The sequence below is a fragment of the endosymbiont 'TC1' of Trimyema compressum genome, from assembly GCF_001584725.1.
Classification (GTDB): domain Bacteria; phylum Bacillota; class TC1; order TC1; family TC1; genus TC1.
Window position 1 is genome coordinate 951165 of the sequence record NZ_CP014606.1, and the last position, 17662, is coordinate 968826.

General features: G+C 33.7%; 22 protein-coding genes, 1 pseudogene, 1 riboswitch and 1 other annotated feature (1 of these 25 running past the window's edge). All 23 genes and pseudogenes read right to left on the reverse strand.

What is annotated here, in order from left to right; genetic code table 11:
- Positions 1 to 17 precede the first annotated feature (17 nt).
- Entirely contained in the window at positions 18 to 299 is a 282-nt protein-coding gene (rpmA, locus tag AZF37_RS05910) for a 50S ribosomal protein L27 (protein ID WP_088369994.1), read from the reverse strand.
- Positions 292 to 633, reverse strand: coding sequence for a ribosomal-processing cysteine protease Prp (locus tag AZF37_RS05915; protein WP_088369995.1), 342 nt, complete (start codon positions 631 to 633; stop codon positions 292 to 294). Before AZF37_RS05915 ends, rpmA begins: the two co-directional genes overlap by 8 nt.
- Positions 633 to 944, reverse strand: coding sequence for a 50S ribosomal protein L21 (gene rplU, locus AZF37_RS05920; protein WP_088369996.1), 312 nt, complete (start codon positions 942 to 944; stop codon positions 633 to 635). The genes AZF37_RS05915 and rplU overlap by 1 nt, the downstream gene beginning before the upstream one ends.
- A 436-nt stretch (positions 945 to 1380) precedes the next feature.
- Positions 1381 to 1701 (reverse strand): quaternary ammonium compound efflux SMR transporter SugE, encoded by a 321-nt coding sequence (sugE, locus tag AZF37_RS05925; RefSeq protein ID WP_088369997.1) that lies wholly within the window; start codon positions 1699 to 1701, stop codon positions 1381 to 1383.
- A 43-nt stretch (positions 1702 to 1744) separates the two neighbouring features.
- A riboswitch (guanidine-I (ykkC/yxkD leader) is annotated at positions 1745 to 1839 on the reverse strand.
- 4 nt (positions 1840 to 1843) lie between these two features.
- The gene (locus AZF37_RS05930; RefSeq protein ID WP_088369998.1) at positions 1844 to 2233 is read right to left on the reverse strand and encodes a LiaF domain-containing protein; all 390 of its coding nucleotides are present in this window, start codon (positions 2231 to 2233) and stop codon (positions 1844 to 1846) included.
- Positions 2230 to 2481 (reverse strand): hypothetical protein, encoded by a 252-nt coding sequence (locus AZF37_RS05935; protein WP_088369999.1) that lies wholly within the window; start codon positions 2479 to 2481, stop codon positions 2230 to 2232. The genes AZF37_RS05930 and AZF37_RS05935 overlap by 4 nt, the downstream gene beginning before the upstream one ends.
- 87 nt (positions 2482 to 2568) lie before the next feature.
- On the reverse strand, positions 2569 to 2922 hold the full coding sequence (locus tag AZF37_RS05940) for a LiaF transmembrane domain-containing protein (RefSeq protein WP_088370000.1): 354 nt from the start codon (positions 2920 to 2922) through the stop codon (positions 2569 to 2571).
- A gap of 13 nt (positions 2923 to 2935) precedes the next feature.
- Positions 2936 to 3610: a TIGR03936 family radical SAM-associated protein gene (locus AZF37_RS05945; RefSeq protein ID WP_088370001.1), complete on the reverse strand. Its 675-nt coding sequence runs from the start codon at positions 3608 to 3610 to the stop codon at positions 2936 to 2938.
- A complete protein-coding gene (locus tag AZF37_RS05950; protein ID WP_088370002.1) occupies positions 3603 to 5474 on the reverse strand; it encodes a TIGR03960 family B12-binding radical SAM protein in 1872 nt (623 codons plus the stop codon). Before AZF37_RS05950 ends, AZF37_RS05945 begins: the two co-directional genes overlap by 8 nt.
- A 20-nt stretch (positions 5475 to 5494) precedes the next feature.
- On the reverse strand, positions 5495 to 6622 hold the full coding sequence (rodA, locus tag AZF37_RS05955) for a rod shape-determining protein RodA (RefSeq protein ID WP_088370003.1): 1128 nt from the start codon (positions 6620 to 6622) through the stop codon (positions 5495 to 5497).
- A gap of 11 nt (positions 6623 to 6633) precedes the next feature.
- Positions 6634 to 8670 carry a penicillin-binding transpeptidase domain-containing protein gene (locus tag AZF37_RS05960; RefSeq protein ID WP_088370004.1) on the reverse strand — a complete coding sequence of 679 codons (2037 nt, stop codon included), beginning with the start codon at positions 8668 to 8670 and terminating at the stop codon, positions 6634 to 6636.
- Entirely contained in the window at positions 8667 to 9173 is a 507-nt protein-coding gene (mreD, locus tag AZF37_RS05965) for a rod shape-determining protein MreD (RefSeq protein WP_088370005.1), read from the reverse strand. The genes AZF37_RS05960 and mreD overlap by 4 nt, the downstream gene beginning before the upstream one ends.
- 25 nt (positions 9174 to 9198) lie before the next feature.
- Positions 9199 to 10041: a rod shape-determining protein MreC gene (mreC, locus tag AZF37_RS05970; RefSeq protein WP_088370006.1), complete on the reverse strand. Its 843-nt coding sequence runs from the start codon at positions 10039 to 10041 to the stop codon at positions 9199 to 9201.
- A 2-nt stretch (positions 10042 to 10043) separates the two neighbouring features.
- Positions 10044 to 11081, reverse strand: coding sequence for a rod shape-determining protein (locus AZF37_RS05975; protein WP_088370007.1), 1038 nt, complete (start codon positions 11079 to 11081; stop codon positions 10044 to 10046).
- 190 nt (positions 11082 to 11271) lie between these two features.
- Positions 11272 to 11595: a JAB domain-containing protein gene (locus AZF37_RS05980; protein ID WP_088370008.1), complete on the reverse strand. Its 324-nt coding sequence runs from the start codon at positions 11593 to 11595 to the stop codon at positions 11272 to 11274.
- A 169-nt stretch (positions 11596 to 11764) separates the two neighbouring features.
- A complete protein-coding gene (locus AZF37_RS10510) occupies positions 11765 to 11902 on the reverse strand; it encodes a UPF0758 domain-containing protein (RefSeq protein ID WP_162473937.1) in 138 nt (45 codons plus the stop codon).
- 98 nt (positions 11903 to 12000) lie between these two features.
- A complete protein-coding gene (locus AZF37_RS05990; protein WP_162473938.1) occupies positions 12001 to 12312 on the reverse strand; it encodes an arsenic metallochaperone ArsD family protein in 312 nt (103 codons plus the stop codon).
- A 131-nt stretch (positions 12313 to 12443) separates the two neighbouring features.
- Positions 12444 to 12581, reverse strand: a complete 138-nt coding sequence (locus AZF37_RS11680) for a Maf family protein (protein WP_245611908.1) — start codon at positions 12579 to 12581, stop codon at positions 12444 to 12446.
- On the reverse strand, positions 12568 to 12903 hold the full coding sequence (locus AZF37_RS11685; protein WP_245611909.1) for a Maf family protein: 336 nt from the start codon (positions 12901 to 12903) through the stop codon (positions 12568 to 12570). The genes AZF37_RS11680 and AZF37_RS11685 overlap by 14 nt, the downstream gene beginning before the upstream one ends.
- Before the next feature lie 196 nt (positions 12904 to 13099).
- On the reverse strand, positions 13100 to 13429 hold the full coding sequence (locus AZF37_RS11690; RefSeq protein WP_342668708.1) for a redox-sensing transcriptional repressor Rex: 330 nt from the start codon (positions 13427 to 13429) through the stop codon (positions 13100 to 13102).
- A 12-nt stretch (positions 13430 to 13441) separates the two neighbouring features.
- Positions 13442 to 13503: pseudogene (locus AZF37_RS13580) on the reverse strand (hypothetical protein); the annotation flags it as partial.
- A 29-nt stretch (positions 13504 to 13532) separates the two neighbouring features.
- A complete protein-coding gene (locus tag AZF37_RS06005; protein ID WP_088370011.1) occupies positions 13533 to 14852 on the reverse strand; it encodes a bifunctional folylpolyglutamate synthase/dihydrofolate synthase in 1320 nt (439 codons plus the stop codon).
- A gap of 1 nt (position 14853) precedes the next feature.
- The gene (locus AZF37_RS06010; protein ID WP_088370673.1) at positions 14854 to 17478 is read right to left on the reverse strand and encodes a valine--tRNA ligase; all 2625 of its coding nucleotides are present in this window, start codon (positions 17476 to 17478) and stop codon (positions 14854 to 14856) included.
- Between the two features lie 54 nt (positions 17479 to 17532).
- Positions 17533 to 17662, reverse strand: a binding site (T-box leader) (it continues 67 nt past the right edge of the window).

Sequence of the window (17662 nt, forward strand, 5' to 3'; positions counted from 1 at the left end):
TCTTCTAAATCATTTTTTTATTGGACTGCATATATGCTGGCTTGTTTTTTATCTCTGCCTTTTCTTTCAAAACGCACAACACCATCTATTAATGCAAACAAAGTGTCATCTTTGCCTAATCCTACGTTATTGCCTGGGTGAATTTTAGTTCCTCTTTGGCGTACCAAAATATTCCCTGCCTTGACAACACAGCCGTCGCCTCTTTTAACACCTAATCTTTGGGCATTACTGTCACGACCGTTTCTTGAACTACCTTGCCCCTTTTTGTGAGCGAATAGTTGAAGGTTTAATTTAAACATGATACTCCACCTCCTCTTCGTGGACCTTAAGATATTTCTTATAATCTTCTTTAAGTAAGGTTAAGCCATTTAAAAATACAGTTTCAATGCCTAGCAATAAAGGAGAATCTCCTTTAAAAATCACTTTTAAATAACCTGCCTCATCATCTCTTATTAACTTGACTAAATCCATATGCTTCTCCAAAGAATAAGCAATTGTCTGTAAATGCATAGATAAGGCACAACAGACTAAACTGTATTGACCTGCTTCTTCATCATATTCACCAATGTGACCACAACTTTCAAAACCACACCAATTACCCTGTTTATCCTTATAGATTACAATACTATTCATTAGCCTTGAATTTTCTCTACAGTTACTTCAGTATAAGGTTGTCTATGACCTTGCTTTCTTCTGTAGCCTTTTTTGGGTTTCATTTTATAAACAATAATTTTCTCACCTTTGCCATGATCGGTTACCTTTAAAGTAACTTTTGCACCATCAACAACTGGTGTACCAATTTTTGTTTCTTTTCCATCGCTAACAAGCAACACTTTAGAATCCTCTACTAAAGAACCAACTTTAGTTTCGATTTTCTCAAGACGTAAAACATCGCCTTCAGAAACTTTATATTGCTTACCGCCATTTTCTATTACTGCGTACATACTATTTGCACCTCCTCCGCAAAAGACTCCCTGATTAGGTAGAGATTCAACTCTTTTAAAACCTTTTCCACGGGGTTGTAAACGAACATTATTATTATACCTTTTTTTTAACTATTATGCAATAAAATAGCACTAACTTCCCTGAAAAATTCATTTTAATATTTTCGCAAGTTTATTTTTCTTGAAGACACTTATACTATCTGAATTACTATATCATTTTTATAACGATTGCCAATCCTAAAATCTAATATTTTATAAACCATATACTTCTATTAATGTGAATAGTACTAGTTTTCGGACTTGTTATTGCACTTTTTAGTTTTTTAAGATTAATGAGAAAATCAATATCAGAAATTATCTAAACCAAATTAAAATGGACCAACGGACTATAGTATGCTACTGACCCATTTATTAATTAATTTTATGCTTATAACGCCTAACTTCCAGAAGTTATTTTTAAACCAATAATGCCTACTAATATAAAAGCAACAAATGTTAATCTTGGTATAGTTGCTGGTTCTTTAAATACAAAAATACCAAAAATTACTGTACCAATTGCACCAATACCAGTCCAAACTGCATAAGCAGTCCCTAAAGGTAGTGTTTTCATTGCAAAAGATAGTAAAACGACACTAACAACCATTGTTGCAATAGTAATGATAGGGGGAATTAGCTTTTTAAAGCCTTCTGAAAATTTAAGTCCTGTTGCCCAAACTACTTCAAAGATTCCTGCTATTAATAAAATAAGCCAACTCATTTTTTACACCTCATTTTCTACAAAAAATAAGCCTAGGAGATTACTCTCCCAGGCTTTTATCCTTCCGTGACCAACTTATTTGTTGGGGTTTTACCTCGGACCAGACCACTTTTGTGCGGAACCCTAGAAAACTAACTTAATCTTAACCCACTATTAGGGTAATGTCAAGGCTAGGATATATACTTGAAGCTAATGCCTCCAAAAGCACAAGTACCTCTCTTACAATTAGTGTAGAACCTTCAGTGACAGATGAAGGACTTCCTTCAACATCAGAACCGCCTAAAATTGCAGTCACCTCATTTTGCAACTTCATTTTAGCAGGTAATTTAAATTCAATACCACCCATAATACAATTAACATCAATAACTGCACCTTCAGAAGCTATAGTAGCACTTGTTAAGTCTACCTCAGATCCACCTAAATAAGCTGAAACAGATCCACCTTTGAAATGACTTGAAACAACACGCTTTCCATTACCTGATAAAATAGAACTTACATAAATAGTATCTCCTTGAGAATCTTCTCTTGTCATATTATCATGTTTTTTATCTTAATAATTCCAGTTTTAATAAATATAAATTCTAAACCTAAAAAAATTAAAATTAAAGGCACCAAGAAATTCCAAGCATTTTCAACAAAATAACTTAAAATAAACATAGCAGCTATAGAAGTAACTAAACCTCCCCAGAAAATACTTCTTCTAAAAATCAATTGATATAAACCATAAATTGCAAATAAGACTGCAATTGCAATTTTAATGACATAGTTTGCCAATGGCATAATATTTAGACTTGATAAAGCTATTAAAATACCCGCCTATGATTAATATTAAACCTATAATAATTTTACTTTTCATTTTTACCACCTTTATTTATTATTGTTGCTATTATCGTTGTTTTGGTTATCACAATTACTATTGTAATTAGTCTTTTTGCCGAAAATAATCTGGAGTCCTAAGAGAATTAGAATTGCTGGAAATAAAATTTTCCAGAAATAGACAAACCAATTACCTAATAAGAAAATAAGTGATAAAACAATAGTGAATCCACCAAAGAAAATTTTCTTATTTTGAATAATATTAAAAATACCATAAATGATAAATATCACAGGAAGTATAACCCCTAAAAAGCCTTGATTAAAAGGTACAATATTAAATAAGTCTAATGCTATAATTACACCTGCTGCAATAAAAATCAGTCCCCAAAATACTTTTGATGCCATAATAATTTCCTTTCTAAATACAATGGATTAGTATTTTATCAGCTCCATATAAAGCCAACCTCTTTATAGTATACTCTCCATTAAAACCAATAGCTTGAACTAAAGTTTTAATTAGAGGTTCAATACGAAGCGTTCTCTCACTTCCACAAGTCGTGAGAATTTTTAAATCAACAATGCCCTTTTTCTTACTTAATTTATACGTTATAATCTCCTCTTTAACTTCTTTTACTCTAATGCCTTTTTTTGTTTTTAAAGTTATTAAAATTGAAGGATGACTTAAAAATGAATCGATTTTATTCATTATTTCATTTCTGTTCTCATCCATACAAGCAAAAACAATATCATATTCCGCTTTTTCCAAAAGAGCCGTTAATGATTTGTTGGTTTCAGTTTTTTCTTCTATTTCTAAAACTTTTATACCTTTAGGCAGATTATTATTAACCAATTTTAAAGCTTTTTTCATATTTAATGTTGATTCAACTTCTAATTCTAATAACTCCCCTTCACTTTCAAGGCCTACGCCTTTTGCTAAAGCAAAAGACAGCTTCATATGAGGATTAAAACCTTCACTAAAAGCTACTGGAAGTTGACCTCTTTTAAAACATTGGCGGAATAACTTCATTAACTCTAAATGAGATAAATATTTTAATGAGCCTTCCACTTTAAATAACATAATATACTTAACCACGGTATGCTCCTTTTAAATCTAATTTTAAGCCTTCCTCTTCATTACAAAGACTACAGCCTGTACATCCTTTTCTACAATCTCTTGTTAGAGTTTCTTTTTTTGCATTTTTATACTCTTTCCACAAATAGTCCTTGGCAACGCCTATATTAATATGGTCCCAGTATAAAGGCTCCTCCTTAGCAAAAAAATGTTCACTATATTCTGTAATATTAATTCCAGTTTCTGCTAATGCCTCATTCCATGCATCTTGCTTAAACCACTCATCCCAACTGTCAAGGTAGCAATCATTTTCATGAAGTTTTAACAATAGCTTATTCAATCGTCTATCCCCTCTAGCTAACATACCTTCTAAAACACTTAAAGGCGCACTATGATAGTTAAATTTAAGACCTTTTCCCTGAATATGCTCTCGAAGTAGTCTCTGTTTTCTCTCCAGCTCAGATTGACTGTTTTGGCCAAACCACTGAAATGGTGTAAATGGCTTTGGTACAAAAGAAGCTACACTAACAGTAATCGTCAATCCTCTAACTCCTAAACTTTTTCCTAATGCAAGAATTTTTTTACCTAATTCAGCAATCCCTATTATATCTTTGTCAGTTTCCTCAGGTAACCCAATCATAAAATAAAGCTTAATTCTTTTCCAGCCAGCCTTAAAAGCACCTGTAGCTGTTTCAATTAAATCTTCTTCTGTAACCCCTTTATTAATTACATCTTGCATTTTCTGAGTCCCGGCTTCTGGCGCAAAAGTAAAGCCTGTTTTACGAACAGTCTGTATCATTTTTGCTAAATTAATTGAAAATGTATCCACTCTTAATGATGGTAAAGAAACACTTATTTTCTCTTTCTCAAAATCAGCCATTAGCTGACTTACTAAAGGTTCTACACCTGTATAATCAGCCGTACTCAAGGATGTTAAGGAAATATCGTCATAGCCTGTATTAAGGGCTAATTGATGGGCCTGTTCCATTAAAGTTTTTATTGTTTTTTCTCTTACTGGTCTATAAATCATGCCAGCTTGACAAAAACGACAACCATGAGTACAACCTCTTAGTACTTCAAGCATCATTCTATCATGAACAGCATCTACAAAAGGAACTACAGGCTTTGTAGGGAAGTAGGCTTGATTTAGATTTTTAACAATAGCTTTCCTAATTTTTTCATTAGCTTCATTATTAGTAGGAAAAGTACCTTTATAAACACTATTTTCATATTGAGCCTCATACCACTCTGGAATATAAACACCATCTAAATGAGCAATTGCCTTAAAAAAACCTTCTCGGTCCTCAATAAAGCCTTCTTTTAAAAAGGCTGCTCCTGCTTCTAAAATTTGAGGTAAAAGTTCTTCTCCGTCACCAATTAAAAAAAGATCAAAAAAATCACTAATTGGCTCTGGATTTACAGCACAAGGTCCTCCTCCAATAATTATTGGATAAATCCCCTTCTTTCGTTCTGCTCTTGTCACTGGAATATTGCCTAATGACAACATTTTAAGAATATTAGTATAGCTCATCTCATATTGCAAAGTAAATCCCACAATAGGAAATTGAGCTAAAGGTGTATAAGATTCTAAAGAAAAAAGTGGTATACTTTCAGCTTCCATTAAAGAGGCCATATCAGGCCAAGGACAGAATACCCGTTCCATTAAAAAATCTGTTTCTTCGTTAATTAAGCCATAAAGTATTTGCATCCCTAAGTGAGACATTCCAATCTCGTAAACATCAGGAAAACAAAATGCCATTTGACATTTTGTTTCCTTAAAACTTTTATCTGTACTGTGCCACTCACCACCAATATAGCGACCTGGCTTTTCAACCTTTGGCAACAGTTTTTTTTCAATTTTATTTTTTAAATTATCTTGCTTCACAATACTACTCTACCCCTCTATTAAAATATCTCCTTGGTTCGCCGCATACTAATACTGATAATAATACCGCAGGCCATTAAATTTGTCCATAAATTACTACCTCCATAACTTATGAAGGGCAACGGAATACCTGTTACAGGCATTAAACTAATGTTCATACCTATATTCTCAACAATATGGAACATAAACATACTAACAAAACCAATAATTACAATAAAACCATAGTGATTTAAACATTCATGAGCAATAGACAAAGCCTTTAAAAGAAAGAAGAAATAAATGACCAAGAGAACAACCCCGCCAATAAATCCAAATTCTTCACCAATAACTGAAAAAGCAAAGTCTGTATGATGCTCAGGCAAAAAATTAATCTGAGCGGCATTGCCAAAACCTTTGCCAAAAAGGCCACCTGAACCAGATGCAATAAGCGCTTGAACAATATTATAGCCTGCTCCTAATCCGTTTTTACCATCATTATATGGGTCTAAAAATACAGTGAATCTCTGTATTTGGTATTCTGCTAAAGGAATAGGCACTCCAAAAATCAAGTGTAGTGCTAACCAACCTACAATTAATCCTAATCCACTGAATAAAATAATACAAACAATTTTTTTATTCGCATTTGAAAAAAACAACATCCCAAAAACAACAAAAATATAGACCATTGCAGTCCCTAAATCAGGCTGAAGCATAATCAATGCAAAAGGTGGCAATATATAAAGGAAAGCTTTAAACATTTGTGTCCAGGTATTGAGATTATCAAAATTTCTATTAAAAAATCCCCCAAGACACAAAATCAAAAGAATCTTACTAAACTCCGCAGGTTGGATACCGAATACACCTAATGAAAACCAGCTTTTTGCTCCATTAATATCCTGTCCAAAAACCAAGACAGCTAACAGCATAATCATCATAATAGCATATAAAAGTTTTTCCATTTCCATGTATTTTAAATAATCAACTGAACCTACTATAAAAATAATAATCAGTCCAACTATCAGAAAAAAGATGGATTTAATAATAATTAAGTTAGCATCTTCAGCTAAACCTTTAGCTGAAGAAAATATTAGTGCAAAACCCATTGCAACTAAAAGCATTGTTAGACCAAAAAAAATCCAGTCTGTTTTTTTCCATAAGTCTCTATTCATCTTTTCCTCTTTTATTTATTAAAGTAAGCGTCAAATGCTCCTTTAGCAACCCAAGCCGCCGAGGTTGAACTACCCTTACCATATTCTACAATAACTGCAATAGCAATTTGCGGATTATCATAAGGCGCAAAAGCAACAAAAACGCCATAATAGTCTGTTTTCGCATTATCCGTTGCTCTTCCGGTCTCAGCTGTCCCTGTTTTAGCTGCAACAGGAATACTATAGTCACTAAATACCGACCCAGCTGTACCACCAGATTGAGTTACTTGATACATACCTGCCTTAATAGAATCTAAATCAGCCTTAGCTACTTCTAATTTATTTAATACTGTTGGCTGAGCTTCATAGGCAACTTCGGCAACTTCTCCGGCACCAGTTACAGCTTTTTTAACTAATATAGGTTTATAGCGGGTTCCGCCATTGGCAATAGTTGAAACATATTGACCCAATTGTAATACGGTATAGTTATTCATACCTTGTCCAATTGATAAATTATATGTATCATAAGGATACCAACTTTTTGCCCATTCATAATTAGATGTGGCGGCACTAATAGTCTCATCTCTTTCCCCTTCAACTGCTTCAATTTGTTTTCGTTTTTCAGCTTCACTTAAGTTACTATTTTGATTAATTGCAACAATTTTATCAGCTGCAGCACCATTTAAATTTTCCTTAATGCCTTCTAAATACTCTTTTTCATAAGCAGATTTAGAATCTGGTGTTGGCAAAAATCCTTTTGATACACCTGACATATCTGTAAATCCAGTATCAACACCTAAGCCTAATTGTCTTGCTGTTTTAGAAATATTATCTATTCCAGTTTGCTGAGATACTGCTTGAAAATAAACATTACATGATACTTTCAAAGCTGTTTCAAGATTAATGGTTCCATGAACACCTGTACACGGAATATAAGGCGGTTCCCAAAATTTACCGTTACAAGTAAATTGAGAGTTTGGTGTTAAATTACCATAAGTTAATCCAGCAAGAGCAGTAGTCATTTTAAATGCAGAACCAGGTGGGTAAGGTGTATTTAAAACTTTGTTCACCATAGGTGTTTGTAAACTTCTAATATAATAATCGGCTTTATCTTCACTTAAACCATTAACAAAGTCATTAGGATCAAAATAAGGTTTTGAGGCCATAGCTAAAATTTCCCCAGTTTTAACATCCATTATTACTGCTGAGCCACTGCCTGCTTTAGGATTTGAACCTTGGCTAATCTTAATTTGCTCATCTAAAGCTGTTTCTAATGCTTTTTGCAACCTTAAATCAATAGTCAATTGAAAATTATCACCTGACTTAGAAGGATTGATTTCCCCTTTGGTTTTAATGGTTTTCCCCTCCATATCAACTTCCACTTCTTGAGTTCCCTTAATACCATAAAGCCCTCTTAAATCAGTACCTTCTTTTTTAAATTGCTCTAGAGACTTTTCCAGTCCCATTTTACCAATTGAATCAGTTTGCTTGTAAATACTTTTATTTTTTTCATACTCTTCTTGGTTAATGGCCCCAACATAACCTAAGGTTACTCCTAAAACACTTTCTTGAGGATAATAGCGGGTAGGTATTATTTGCACTTTCGCTGCCGGCAAAATGGCAGCTCTCTCATAGATTTTACTAATAATTTGCATGCCATCCCCTTGGTCATAAGGCACTTTCACAATCTCTATTACACCATAAGCGCCAGTGGCACCTTTGTCTTCAATTTTCTTTCTTATTTTTTCTTCATCAAAACCTAAAGGTTTAAGTAATTCGCTTAAGTTATAGATGGTTTTTTCATAGTCGTCTTTTGGAGCATTAATGTCTATTGCTATTGAAGCCATTGGCCTACTAACTGCTAAAGGTTCATTATTGCGATCTATAATATCTCCTCGTTTAGCTGGAATATCAATTAATCTCAGTGTATTATTTGATGATTGAGTCTGATAATTCGCGCCATTAATAACTTGGACTTGAAATAAACGACCTATTAAAATGAGGAACACAACAGCAATAAAAATTAAATAGCCATGAACATTACCTTCATTATCTTTTTTTTTGTTCATTTGTTTTCTTCCCCTTTAAATTTATGGAGAATCAAATAGGTTATAGGATAAATAACTAAAGAAACTAATACATTATAAACACTACCTAATAACATATTTTTTACATACATTAAATTAAGTAATCCCCCATTGCCTGCTAAGACCATTAAGACTGCCATTACTATACCATTTATAATGGAGCCAATAAAAATAACTGCAATAGGTGTCAATACATTTTCTTTAATAATTCTAGAAGTAAAACGACTAATTATAAAGATAGTCAAAACCATAGCAATTACATTGCTGCCAATCATTCTACCAATATAAAAATCTTCAATCCCACCAGCGATTAAGGCGCAAACAATACTAGATTCTCTGCTTATAAAAAAAGTAAGTGTTATAGTAAAAATCAATAATAAGTTAGGCTGGGCTCCAAAAAAATCCAGTCTGGAAAAAAAGGTTGATTCCAAAATAAGAAAAAAAGCTACTAGCAGAATATAAATGGGAATATATAATTTTTTCACTGGCCTCTTTCCTTTCCTAGTACCTTTACTCTTGACTAGTAATAACCATTACAAAATCTAAACTATTTAAATTTTCATAAGGCTCAATAATAGCTTCTTTCATTAAGCCATCAGAAGCGTTTTCTATAGACTTTACTTTTCCTATTTTTAAATTTTTATAGGTCATATCACCTAAACCTGAGGTAATAATCTCAAAGCCTTCTTGGATAGGTGCATCTGAGGGAATTTGAATCATCTTTAATTGATTGGAACCATCATCCTCGCCAATTACAATACCAGGATACCTGATTTCTTTCGCAAGAGCTGCTACAGCTCCATATTTAGAATCAGTAATAAGTGTAACCTCTGCAGTACTATTTGTGACAGATGTTACACGGCCAACTAAACCTTTATAGGTAATTACTGGCATATTTTCCTTAATACCGTCATTGGATCCTTTATTAATGGAAATAGTTTTATACCATTCCTTAATACTTCTTCCAACTACTTCACCCGTTACAATTTGCAACTCTTTATTACTTTTCTGTAAATCTAATGTTTTTTTCAAAGTCTCATTTTCAACTTTGTATTCTTGGAGTATGTTGTTTTCTGTTTCCAAGCGAGCTAAATCTTTTTTTATTTCATCATTTTCATCTTTAACATTTTTATAATCTACTAAACCCTTAAAAAAATTAACAATACCGTTCCCGGCCGAATAGGAAGCTGTTTGAGCAGGGTTAAATACTTCCCTCATAATACTTTCAACAGGACCTAATCCTAACTGAGTTGTACTTGTTATTCTCATAATAATTACAAAAATAATGACAATGACACTGATGACTACCTTTATTTTGAAGTCTCCAGTGCCCTTTTTAATTTTCTTGTCCATTTTTATTTATCGCTACCTATTATATTCTTCCATTCTGATAAATTATCAACTACTAACCCTGTGCCTTTGGCTACAGCCAATAATGGGTCTTCAGCCACATAAACAGGCATACCTGTAACATCTCTAACTAAGCGATCAAAACCATATAATTGTGAGCCACCACCAGCTAAAATGATGCCTCTATCAATTAAGTCAGCAGACAATTCAGGTGGTGTATTTTCTAAACAGTAACGAATGCCTTCTACCATTCTGGCAAGAGGCTCTTCCAGAGCACTTCTGACTTCATCGCCAGTAATCTCAATGGTTTTTGGCAATCCTTCAAGTAAATCTCTACCTCTAACAGCATAACGTGAATGTCTTCTTTCTAAATCTTCTGGCGTATCTAGAAAATAAGCACTACCAAAATTAATTTTAATTTCTTCTGCTGTTCTTTCACCAATCATTAGATTGTATTTTTTCTTGAGATAATTCACAATAGAAATATCCATACCATCACCACCAACACGGATGGACTGATCGGTAACAATACCACCTAAGGATATTACAGCTACCTCAGTAGTACCTCCCCCAATATCCACAATCATATTGCCTGTTGCTTCTTCAACAGGAAGACCAGCACCAATTGCAGCAGCCATAGGTTCTCTAATTAATTGAACTTCTTTAGCACCTGCCTGTAAAGCTGCTTCTTTGACAGCACGTTCTTCAACGGCTGTAATGCCAGAAGGAATTCCCACAACAACTACAGGTTTAAAAAAGCTAAAACGTCCTCTAGCTTTATCAATAAAATAGCGAAGCATTGCCTGCGCTACATCAAAATCAGCAATAACACCATCTTTCAATGGGCGAATTGCTGTAATATTCTCAGGTGTTCTACCTATCATTTGTTTTGCTTCTTCACCAACAGCAACAATCTCCTTTGTGTGCTGCTGAACAGCTACAACGGAAGGTTCCTGCATTACGACGCCTTCTCCGCGGATATACACTAATATATTAGCTGTTCCTAAATCTATCCCTAAATCCTTTACTCCGAAACCAAACATGTTTCCACTCCTTTTTTTGATTTATATTTCTCCTGTTAAAAACAGGATTTAATTTCAAAATTTGCTGATATTTTCCGACCATTAGCCATCCTTTATTATAACATAAAAAAAGAGTTGGGGATATCCTCAACTCTTACTTTTTACACATTCTTTAAACTTGAAAAGATACCACATATCATTATACCATAGACTATATCATTCCTTCTTCCTTAAAGCTAAAATAATTGCCTTTTCCAATAATTACATGATCAATAACATCTATGCCAAGCAAAATACCTCCTTTGACAATTCTCTCAGTAACTTGGCAATCTTCCCGACTGGGATGAGGATCACCACTAGTATGATTATACCCTAATATAATTGAGGCGGCACTATTTTTTACAGCATCTTTAAAAACTTCACGGGGGTGTACAATTGAAGCATTTAAGCTACCGATAGAAACTGTCTCAACTTTTAAGATATGATTTTTAGTATTTAACTGAATGACTAAAAAATGTTCTTTCTTCAATCCCATGAGTTCTTTTTCCAGAACCTGTGCAGCTTTTTTGACGAAGTAATAATTGGTGTTGTTAGTTCTTCAAATAAAAGGCACCTTTTGCCTAATTCTAAAGCAGCTAATAAAGTAATAGCTTTTGCTTTTACTATACCTTTAATTTGGCATAGTTCTTTAACAGATAATTCACTTATTTTATTTTTTGATAACCACTTCTTAAAACAATAGCTATTAATTCCTGGTCCGTTAAGTTTGCTATGCCAACAGCTACACTTCTCTCTCGAGGATGTATACTTATAGGTCGCTCCTTCATTGTAATATTTGACATACAAAAACTTCCTTTACTTACTAATTATTCTCCATAGTAAATTATTCTCCATAGTAAAGGAAGTTTATTTTAGTTTAATTCTATTTTTACATTATTATTTAGTTTGCAATTCTTTTTAAAGCCTCTGTTAATTCTTCATCTGTTGGATAGCCACCTTCTTTAATTACAAAATCATTTAAAAGTACTAAAGGCAATACAGAATGACCTTTTTCTTTTACTAAGTTGCTTGCTGTTTTATTAATAACAAAAGCTCTAGGATCATCTTTAATATTATAGCGCTCAATTGCTATATCCTCATTTTGTGCCATTTCATTAATAAAAATTAAAATTCTAAAAAGGGCTTCATCTCCCAAAGACATGCCTTCTGATAAAGCATCCTTAGCAGGTTCATACAAAACTAATTTTTTCATATTATCCATCCTCCTCTTCATTACACTTCAATTGATAAACGCTGAAATAATTCATTGACTATATAAGGTGATAATCCCATAATGCCATAGAAATCCCCTTCAATTTGCTTTATAAAAGCACTGGCTGGTCCTTAAATACCATAAGATCCTGCTTTATCTAAAGGCTCACCTGTAGCAACATATTTAAAGATTTCTTGATCACTTAACTCTTTAAAATATACATTGGATGTTGACAGACCCTTAACAACTTTTCCTTCATAAAAAAGCACAATGTCCCGTATAAACTCGATGACACTGCCCGGATAACGATTTAAGCATAGCTATGGCATCACTTTCATTTTTAGGTTTTCCTAAAATATTTCTTTTTAAAGAAACAATAGTATCACCACTGATAACAAGAGACTCCTTATAAGCTTCTGCTACAGCTTCTCCTTTTTGAAAGGCTAAATCCAATACCAAATCTCCTGGAGACTTAGTAATATCTACTGATTCTTCAATTCCTGAAATAATTATTTCCGGTTTTATTGCTAAAGCATTTTCTAGTATTTCTTTTCGTCTCGGAGAAGCTGATGCTAAAATTATATTAATCATCTATAACCCCTTAACCAACATATTATAAGATAATATCTCAAGATATATTGAAAAGTCTACATTTCTAACTTCAACGTCTTGAGTTGCATTTAAAACAATAGGTGCAAAGTTTAAAATAGCTTTAATACCGCTTTCTACAACAATATCTCCAACTTTCTGAGCCCTATCATCCGGTACTACACTATAACTGCAATATCTATTTTTCTCGCTTAGTTATAGTCTTGAAATTACTAATATCTTCAACAATTAACCCACCAATTTCAGTACCAATTTTACTTTTATCAGCATCGAATATAGCTGATGTATAAAAGCCTCTGTCACCAAAACCAGAATAAGCCAACAATGCTCCACCTAAATGTCCGGCTCCAATAATTGCCAATTGCCAATTTCTATGAAGGCCAATAATATCAGAAATTACTTCATAGAGTTTATCTACATCATAGCCAACTCCTCTAACACCAAATTCTCCAAAATAGGCAAAATCCTTTCTAACTTGAGCAGATGTTGAACCTGTAATCTCAGCAATTTCTCTTGATGAAGTAATTTTTTTCCAGTCTCTTTTAAATGAAGTAAATATCTAGAATAAGTTGTTAAGCGCATAATGGTTACTTCAGGAATTTTAGCGGTTTTCACTTTAGTAAACCTCCTTTAAAGTAATGTCTTGCTTCCTTAATCATATAGATAGAGCCTGTAATGCAGACAATATCATTTTCATTGGCTTTAGATAAACCTATAGCTACAGCCTCTTCAATATTGGGTTCTAAAATAACATCAGAAACATATTCTTTAGCTAAAGTTGCAATAATTTCGTAGTCTCCTGCTCTAGGGCTATTAGGCTTTGTAACTACGATAGCATCAGCTACTGGTCCTAGATACTGCATCATTTCCTGACGCTGTTTATCACCTAAAATGCCTAGCACGAATACAAACTTTCGAAAAGGATAAATTGACTTTAAAGCTAATCCTAAATGTTTGGCTCCATCTACATTATGGGCAGCATCTAAGAGTATTCTTTTCCCTTTGTACTCGATTAACTCTAAGCGCCCTGGCCAGAGAACATGCTCCATACTTCCTCTCATTTTCTCTTCATCAATAATAAGGCCATTTTCTTTCAAACACCAAATTGTTTCCAACGCCAAAGCACCATTTCTCACTTGATGATGACCTACTAAAGAAAATAAGATTCTTTTCTCCCAATCCTTATTTTGAAAAATAAAGTAAGACCCTCTTTTAGAAAATGATTTAGGCAATGCAGAAAATTCATAGCCAATGCGATAAACTTTCGAACCACATGACTTTGCCTTTTCTTCAATGACTTTCAAAACATCAGAATCAAGGCTCCCTGTCACAACAGGAACACCATTCTTAATAATGCCTGCTTTAACTTTAGCTATTTCCTCCTCAGTATTGCCCAAGTATTCCTTGTGATCCATAGTTACATTTGTAATAACAGAAATTAAAGGTGTAATTACATTCGTAGAATCAATGGCTCCACCTAATCCAACTTCCACAACTGCTATATCAATATTTTTCTCACTAAAATAAAGAAATGCCAAGGCTGTTGATACTTCAAAATTAGTAGGATGCTCATCTCCAGCTGCTACCATCTGGCTAATAGCCTCTTTTATTTTTCTAATTTGCTTAACAAGAGAAGCTTTCTCAGTCCAATTACCATTAAATTGAATTCGCTCTCTAAAATCGAACATATCAGGGGATATAAATTGACCAACTTTATAACCTTGATCTTTTAAAATTTTCGCCAGTGTAACTGTTACAGACCCTTTTCCATTTGTTCCTCCGACATGAATAGACTGATAGTCATTTTGAGGACTCCCTAAAATGGATAATAGTTTTTCAATACGTTGAAGACCTGGCTGCCAGCCAAATGTTTCAAGGCTCTCTAAATAAGCAATTGCCTCATCATATTCATCTATTTTATTATCTTTCATTTTATAAATCTTCCCATCTCTCTTTCACAGCATTATATTGTTCCCTATAACCTGCTAGCTTCTCTTTTTCACCTTCAATTACTTTTGCTGGCGCTTTTTTTACAAAGCCCTCATTATTTAATTTTTTTTCAATGCGCTGAACTTCTTTTTCTAAATGAGCTAACTCTTTTTCCAAACGTTTTCTTTCAGCAGACATATCAATTAAATGTTCTAATGGTAAATAGACTTCAAATTTTTTAGTTATACCAGTAGCTGCCTTAGCTGGTTTATCATCCCCTTCAAAACCAATCGTAACTGCTTCACTATTAGCCATCGTTTCTAAATAAGGGATAGCCAACTTTGCCAGTTCTTCATTTTCATTTTTTACAAACAAGTATATAGATGCTTTCTTGCCTAAAGGCACATTTATTTCAGCTCGAATATTTCTTACTAAACGAATAGTTTCCATAATACTCTCCATCTGATTTTTCTCAGTTATAAAGCACTCTTCTTCATTAACAGTTGGCCATGAATCCAACATAATTGTTTCTCCTTTATGAGGCAAGTGTTGCCAAATTTCTTCAGTAATAAATGGCATAAATGGATGCAATAGCTTCATTGAACCAATTAATACTTTATTGAGAATCCACTTAACTACAATCTTTTCCTCTGCCGTGCCATTATATAAACGATTCTTAGCAATTTCAATGTACCAGTCACAAAAAGAGTTCCAAATGAAATCATAAATTGTATCAGCACCTTCACCTAATTCGTATTCATCAAAATTATGGGTTACTTTTTTTATGGTTTCATTGTATTCATTTAAAATCCACTTATCAGCTAATGTGAATAATGATTTATTAGGCATTTCACCATTGCAACCTTCTAAATTCATCATTAAGAAACGTGACGCATTCCAGATCTTATTACAGAAATTGCGTACCCCTTCTAAACGGTCTTTTTGGAAACTAATATCGTTTCCAGGTGTATTACCTGTCACTAGCATAAAACGCAGTGTATCCGCGCCATAGTTTTCAATAATTTCTATAGGATCAATACCATTACCTAATGATTTACTCATTTTCCGGCCTTTACTATCTAAAATCAAGCCATGAATAAATATTTCCTTAAATGGCACTTTATCCATAAATTCTAATCCCATAAACAACATTCTAGCTACCCAGAAAAAAATAATATCCCTCCCAGTAACTAAAACACTAGTCGGATAAAACTGTTCTAACTCCTTAGTTTTTTCAGGCCATCCTAATGTTGAAAATGGCCACAATGCTGAACTGAACCAAGTATCTAAAACATCAGGGTCCTGATAAATATTTGTACTATTACATTTCGTACATTTTTCTAAAGATTCTTTTGAGCCCATCATTTCGCCACAATCTTCACAATACCATACAGGTATCCGACGTCCCCACCATAGTTGTCTTGAAATACACCAATCTTTAATATTTTCTAACCAACTTGTATAGACTTTGGTGAAGCGTTCAGTAATAAATTTAGCTTCTCCTTTTTTAACTTCTTCTAAAGCTCTCTTAGCTAAACTGTCCATTTTCACAAACCATTGACTTGAAACCAAAGGCTCAATAATGGTACCACAGCGGTAACATTTACCAACAGCATGGGTGTGAGGTTCAATCGAAATAAGAAATCCTGCTTTTTCTAAATCCTCAACAATTGCTACTCGACATGAATCTCTATCCATACCAAGATACTTCCCAACATCTCCTGTCATATTTCCCTTTTGATCAATAACAACAATTTGAGGTAGGTTATGACGGCCGGCAATTTCAAAGTCATTTGGATCATGGCTTGGCGTAATTTTAACAGCACCAGTACCAAAAGACTTGTCTACATAATCATCAGCAATAATTGGAATTTTTCTATTAATTAAAGGTAAAATAGCAAACTTACCAATATAGTCTTGATAGCGCTCATCATCAGGAGCAACTGCAATAGCTGTATCACCTAGCATGGTTTCTGGTCGTGTAGTAGCAATAGTAATATAGTCTCTAGTACCATCAATTGGATAACGAATATGCCAGAGCGAACTTTCATCATCTTCATGTTCTACTTCAATATCCGAAATCGTTGTTAAGCAACTCGGACACCAGTTAACAATGTACTTCCCTCTATAAATTAAGCCTTTTTCATATAAACGAATAAAAACTTCTTTAACGGCATCTAAACAACCATCATCTAGCGTAAAGCGCTCTCGTTGCCAATCACAGCTACTACCTAATAATCTCAGTTGGCTGGTTATTCTTTTATGGTATAATGCTTTCCAGTTCCAAACTTTTTCAAGAAAAGCTTCTCTACCTAAGTCTTGGCGAGTAAGTCCTTCCGTTTTTTTAAGTTCTTCTTCAACTCTTGCTTGAGTTGCAATACCAGCATGGTCTGTACCTGGTACCCATAATGTATTATAACCTTCCATTCTTTTAAAGCGAATGAGTATATCCTGTAAAGTATTATCCATGGCATGACCTAAATGTAGTTGTCCTGTTACATTTGGGGGTGGCATTACAATACAAAATGGTTCTTTACTTTCATCAACCTCTTGATGAAAGTAACCATTTTTTTCCCACCACGGATACCATTTAGATTCTACTTCTTTTGCATTATATTTAGATGACATTTCACTAGTCACAAATAACCCTCCTTTTTTATAAAAAAAATCTGTCGCCCTCACTAAAAGGGCGACAGATCGCGGTACCACCTTAATTTATTACTCAAAAGCTATAACGGGCTTATCCCGAATGGTTAGTACTCATAATTCCCAACACCAGCTCCTAGGCTACCTTCTTTTCATCTCCTTGGAA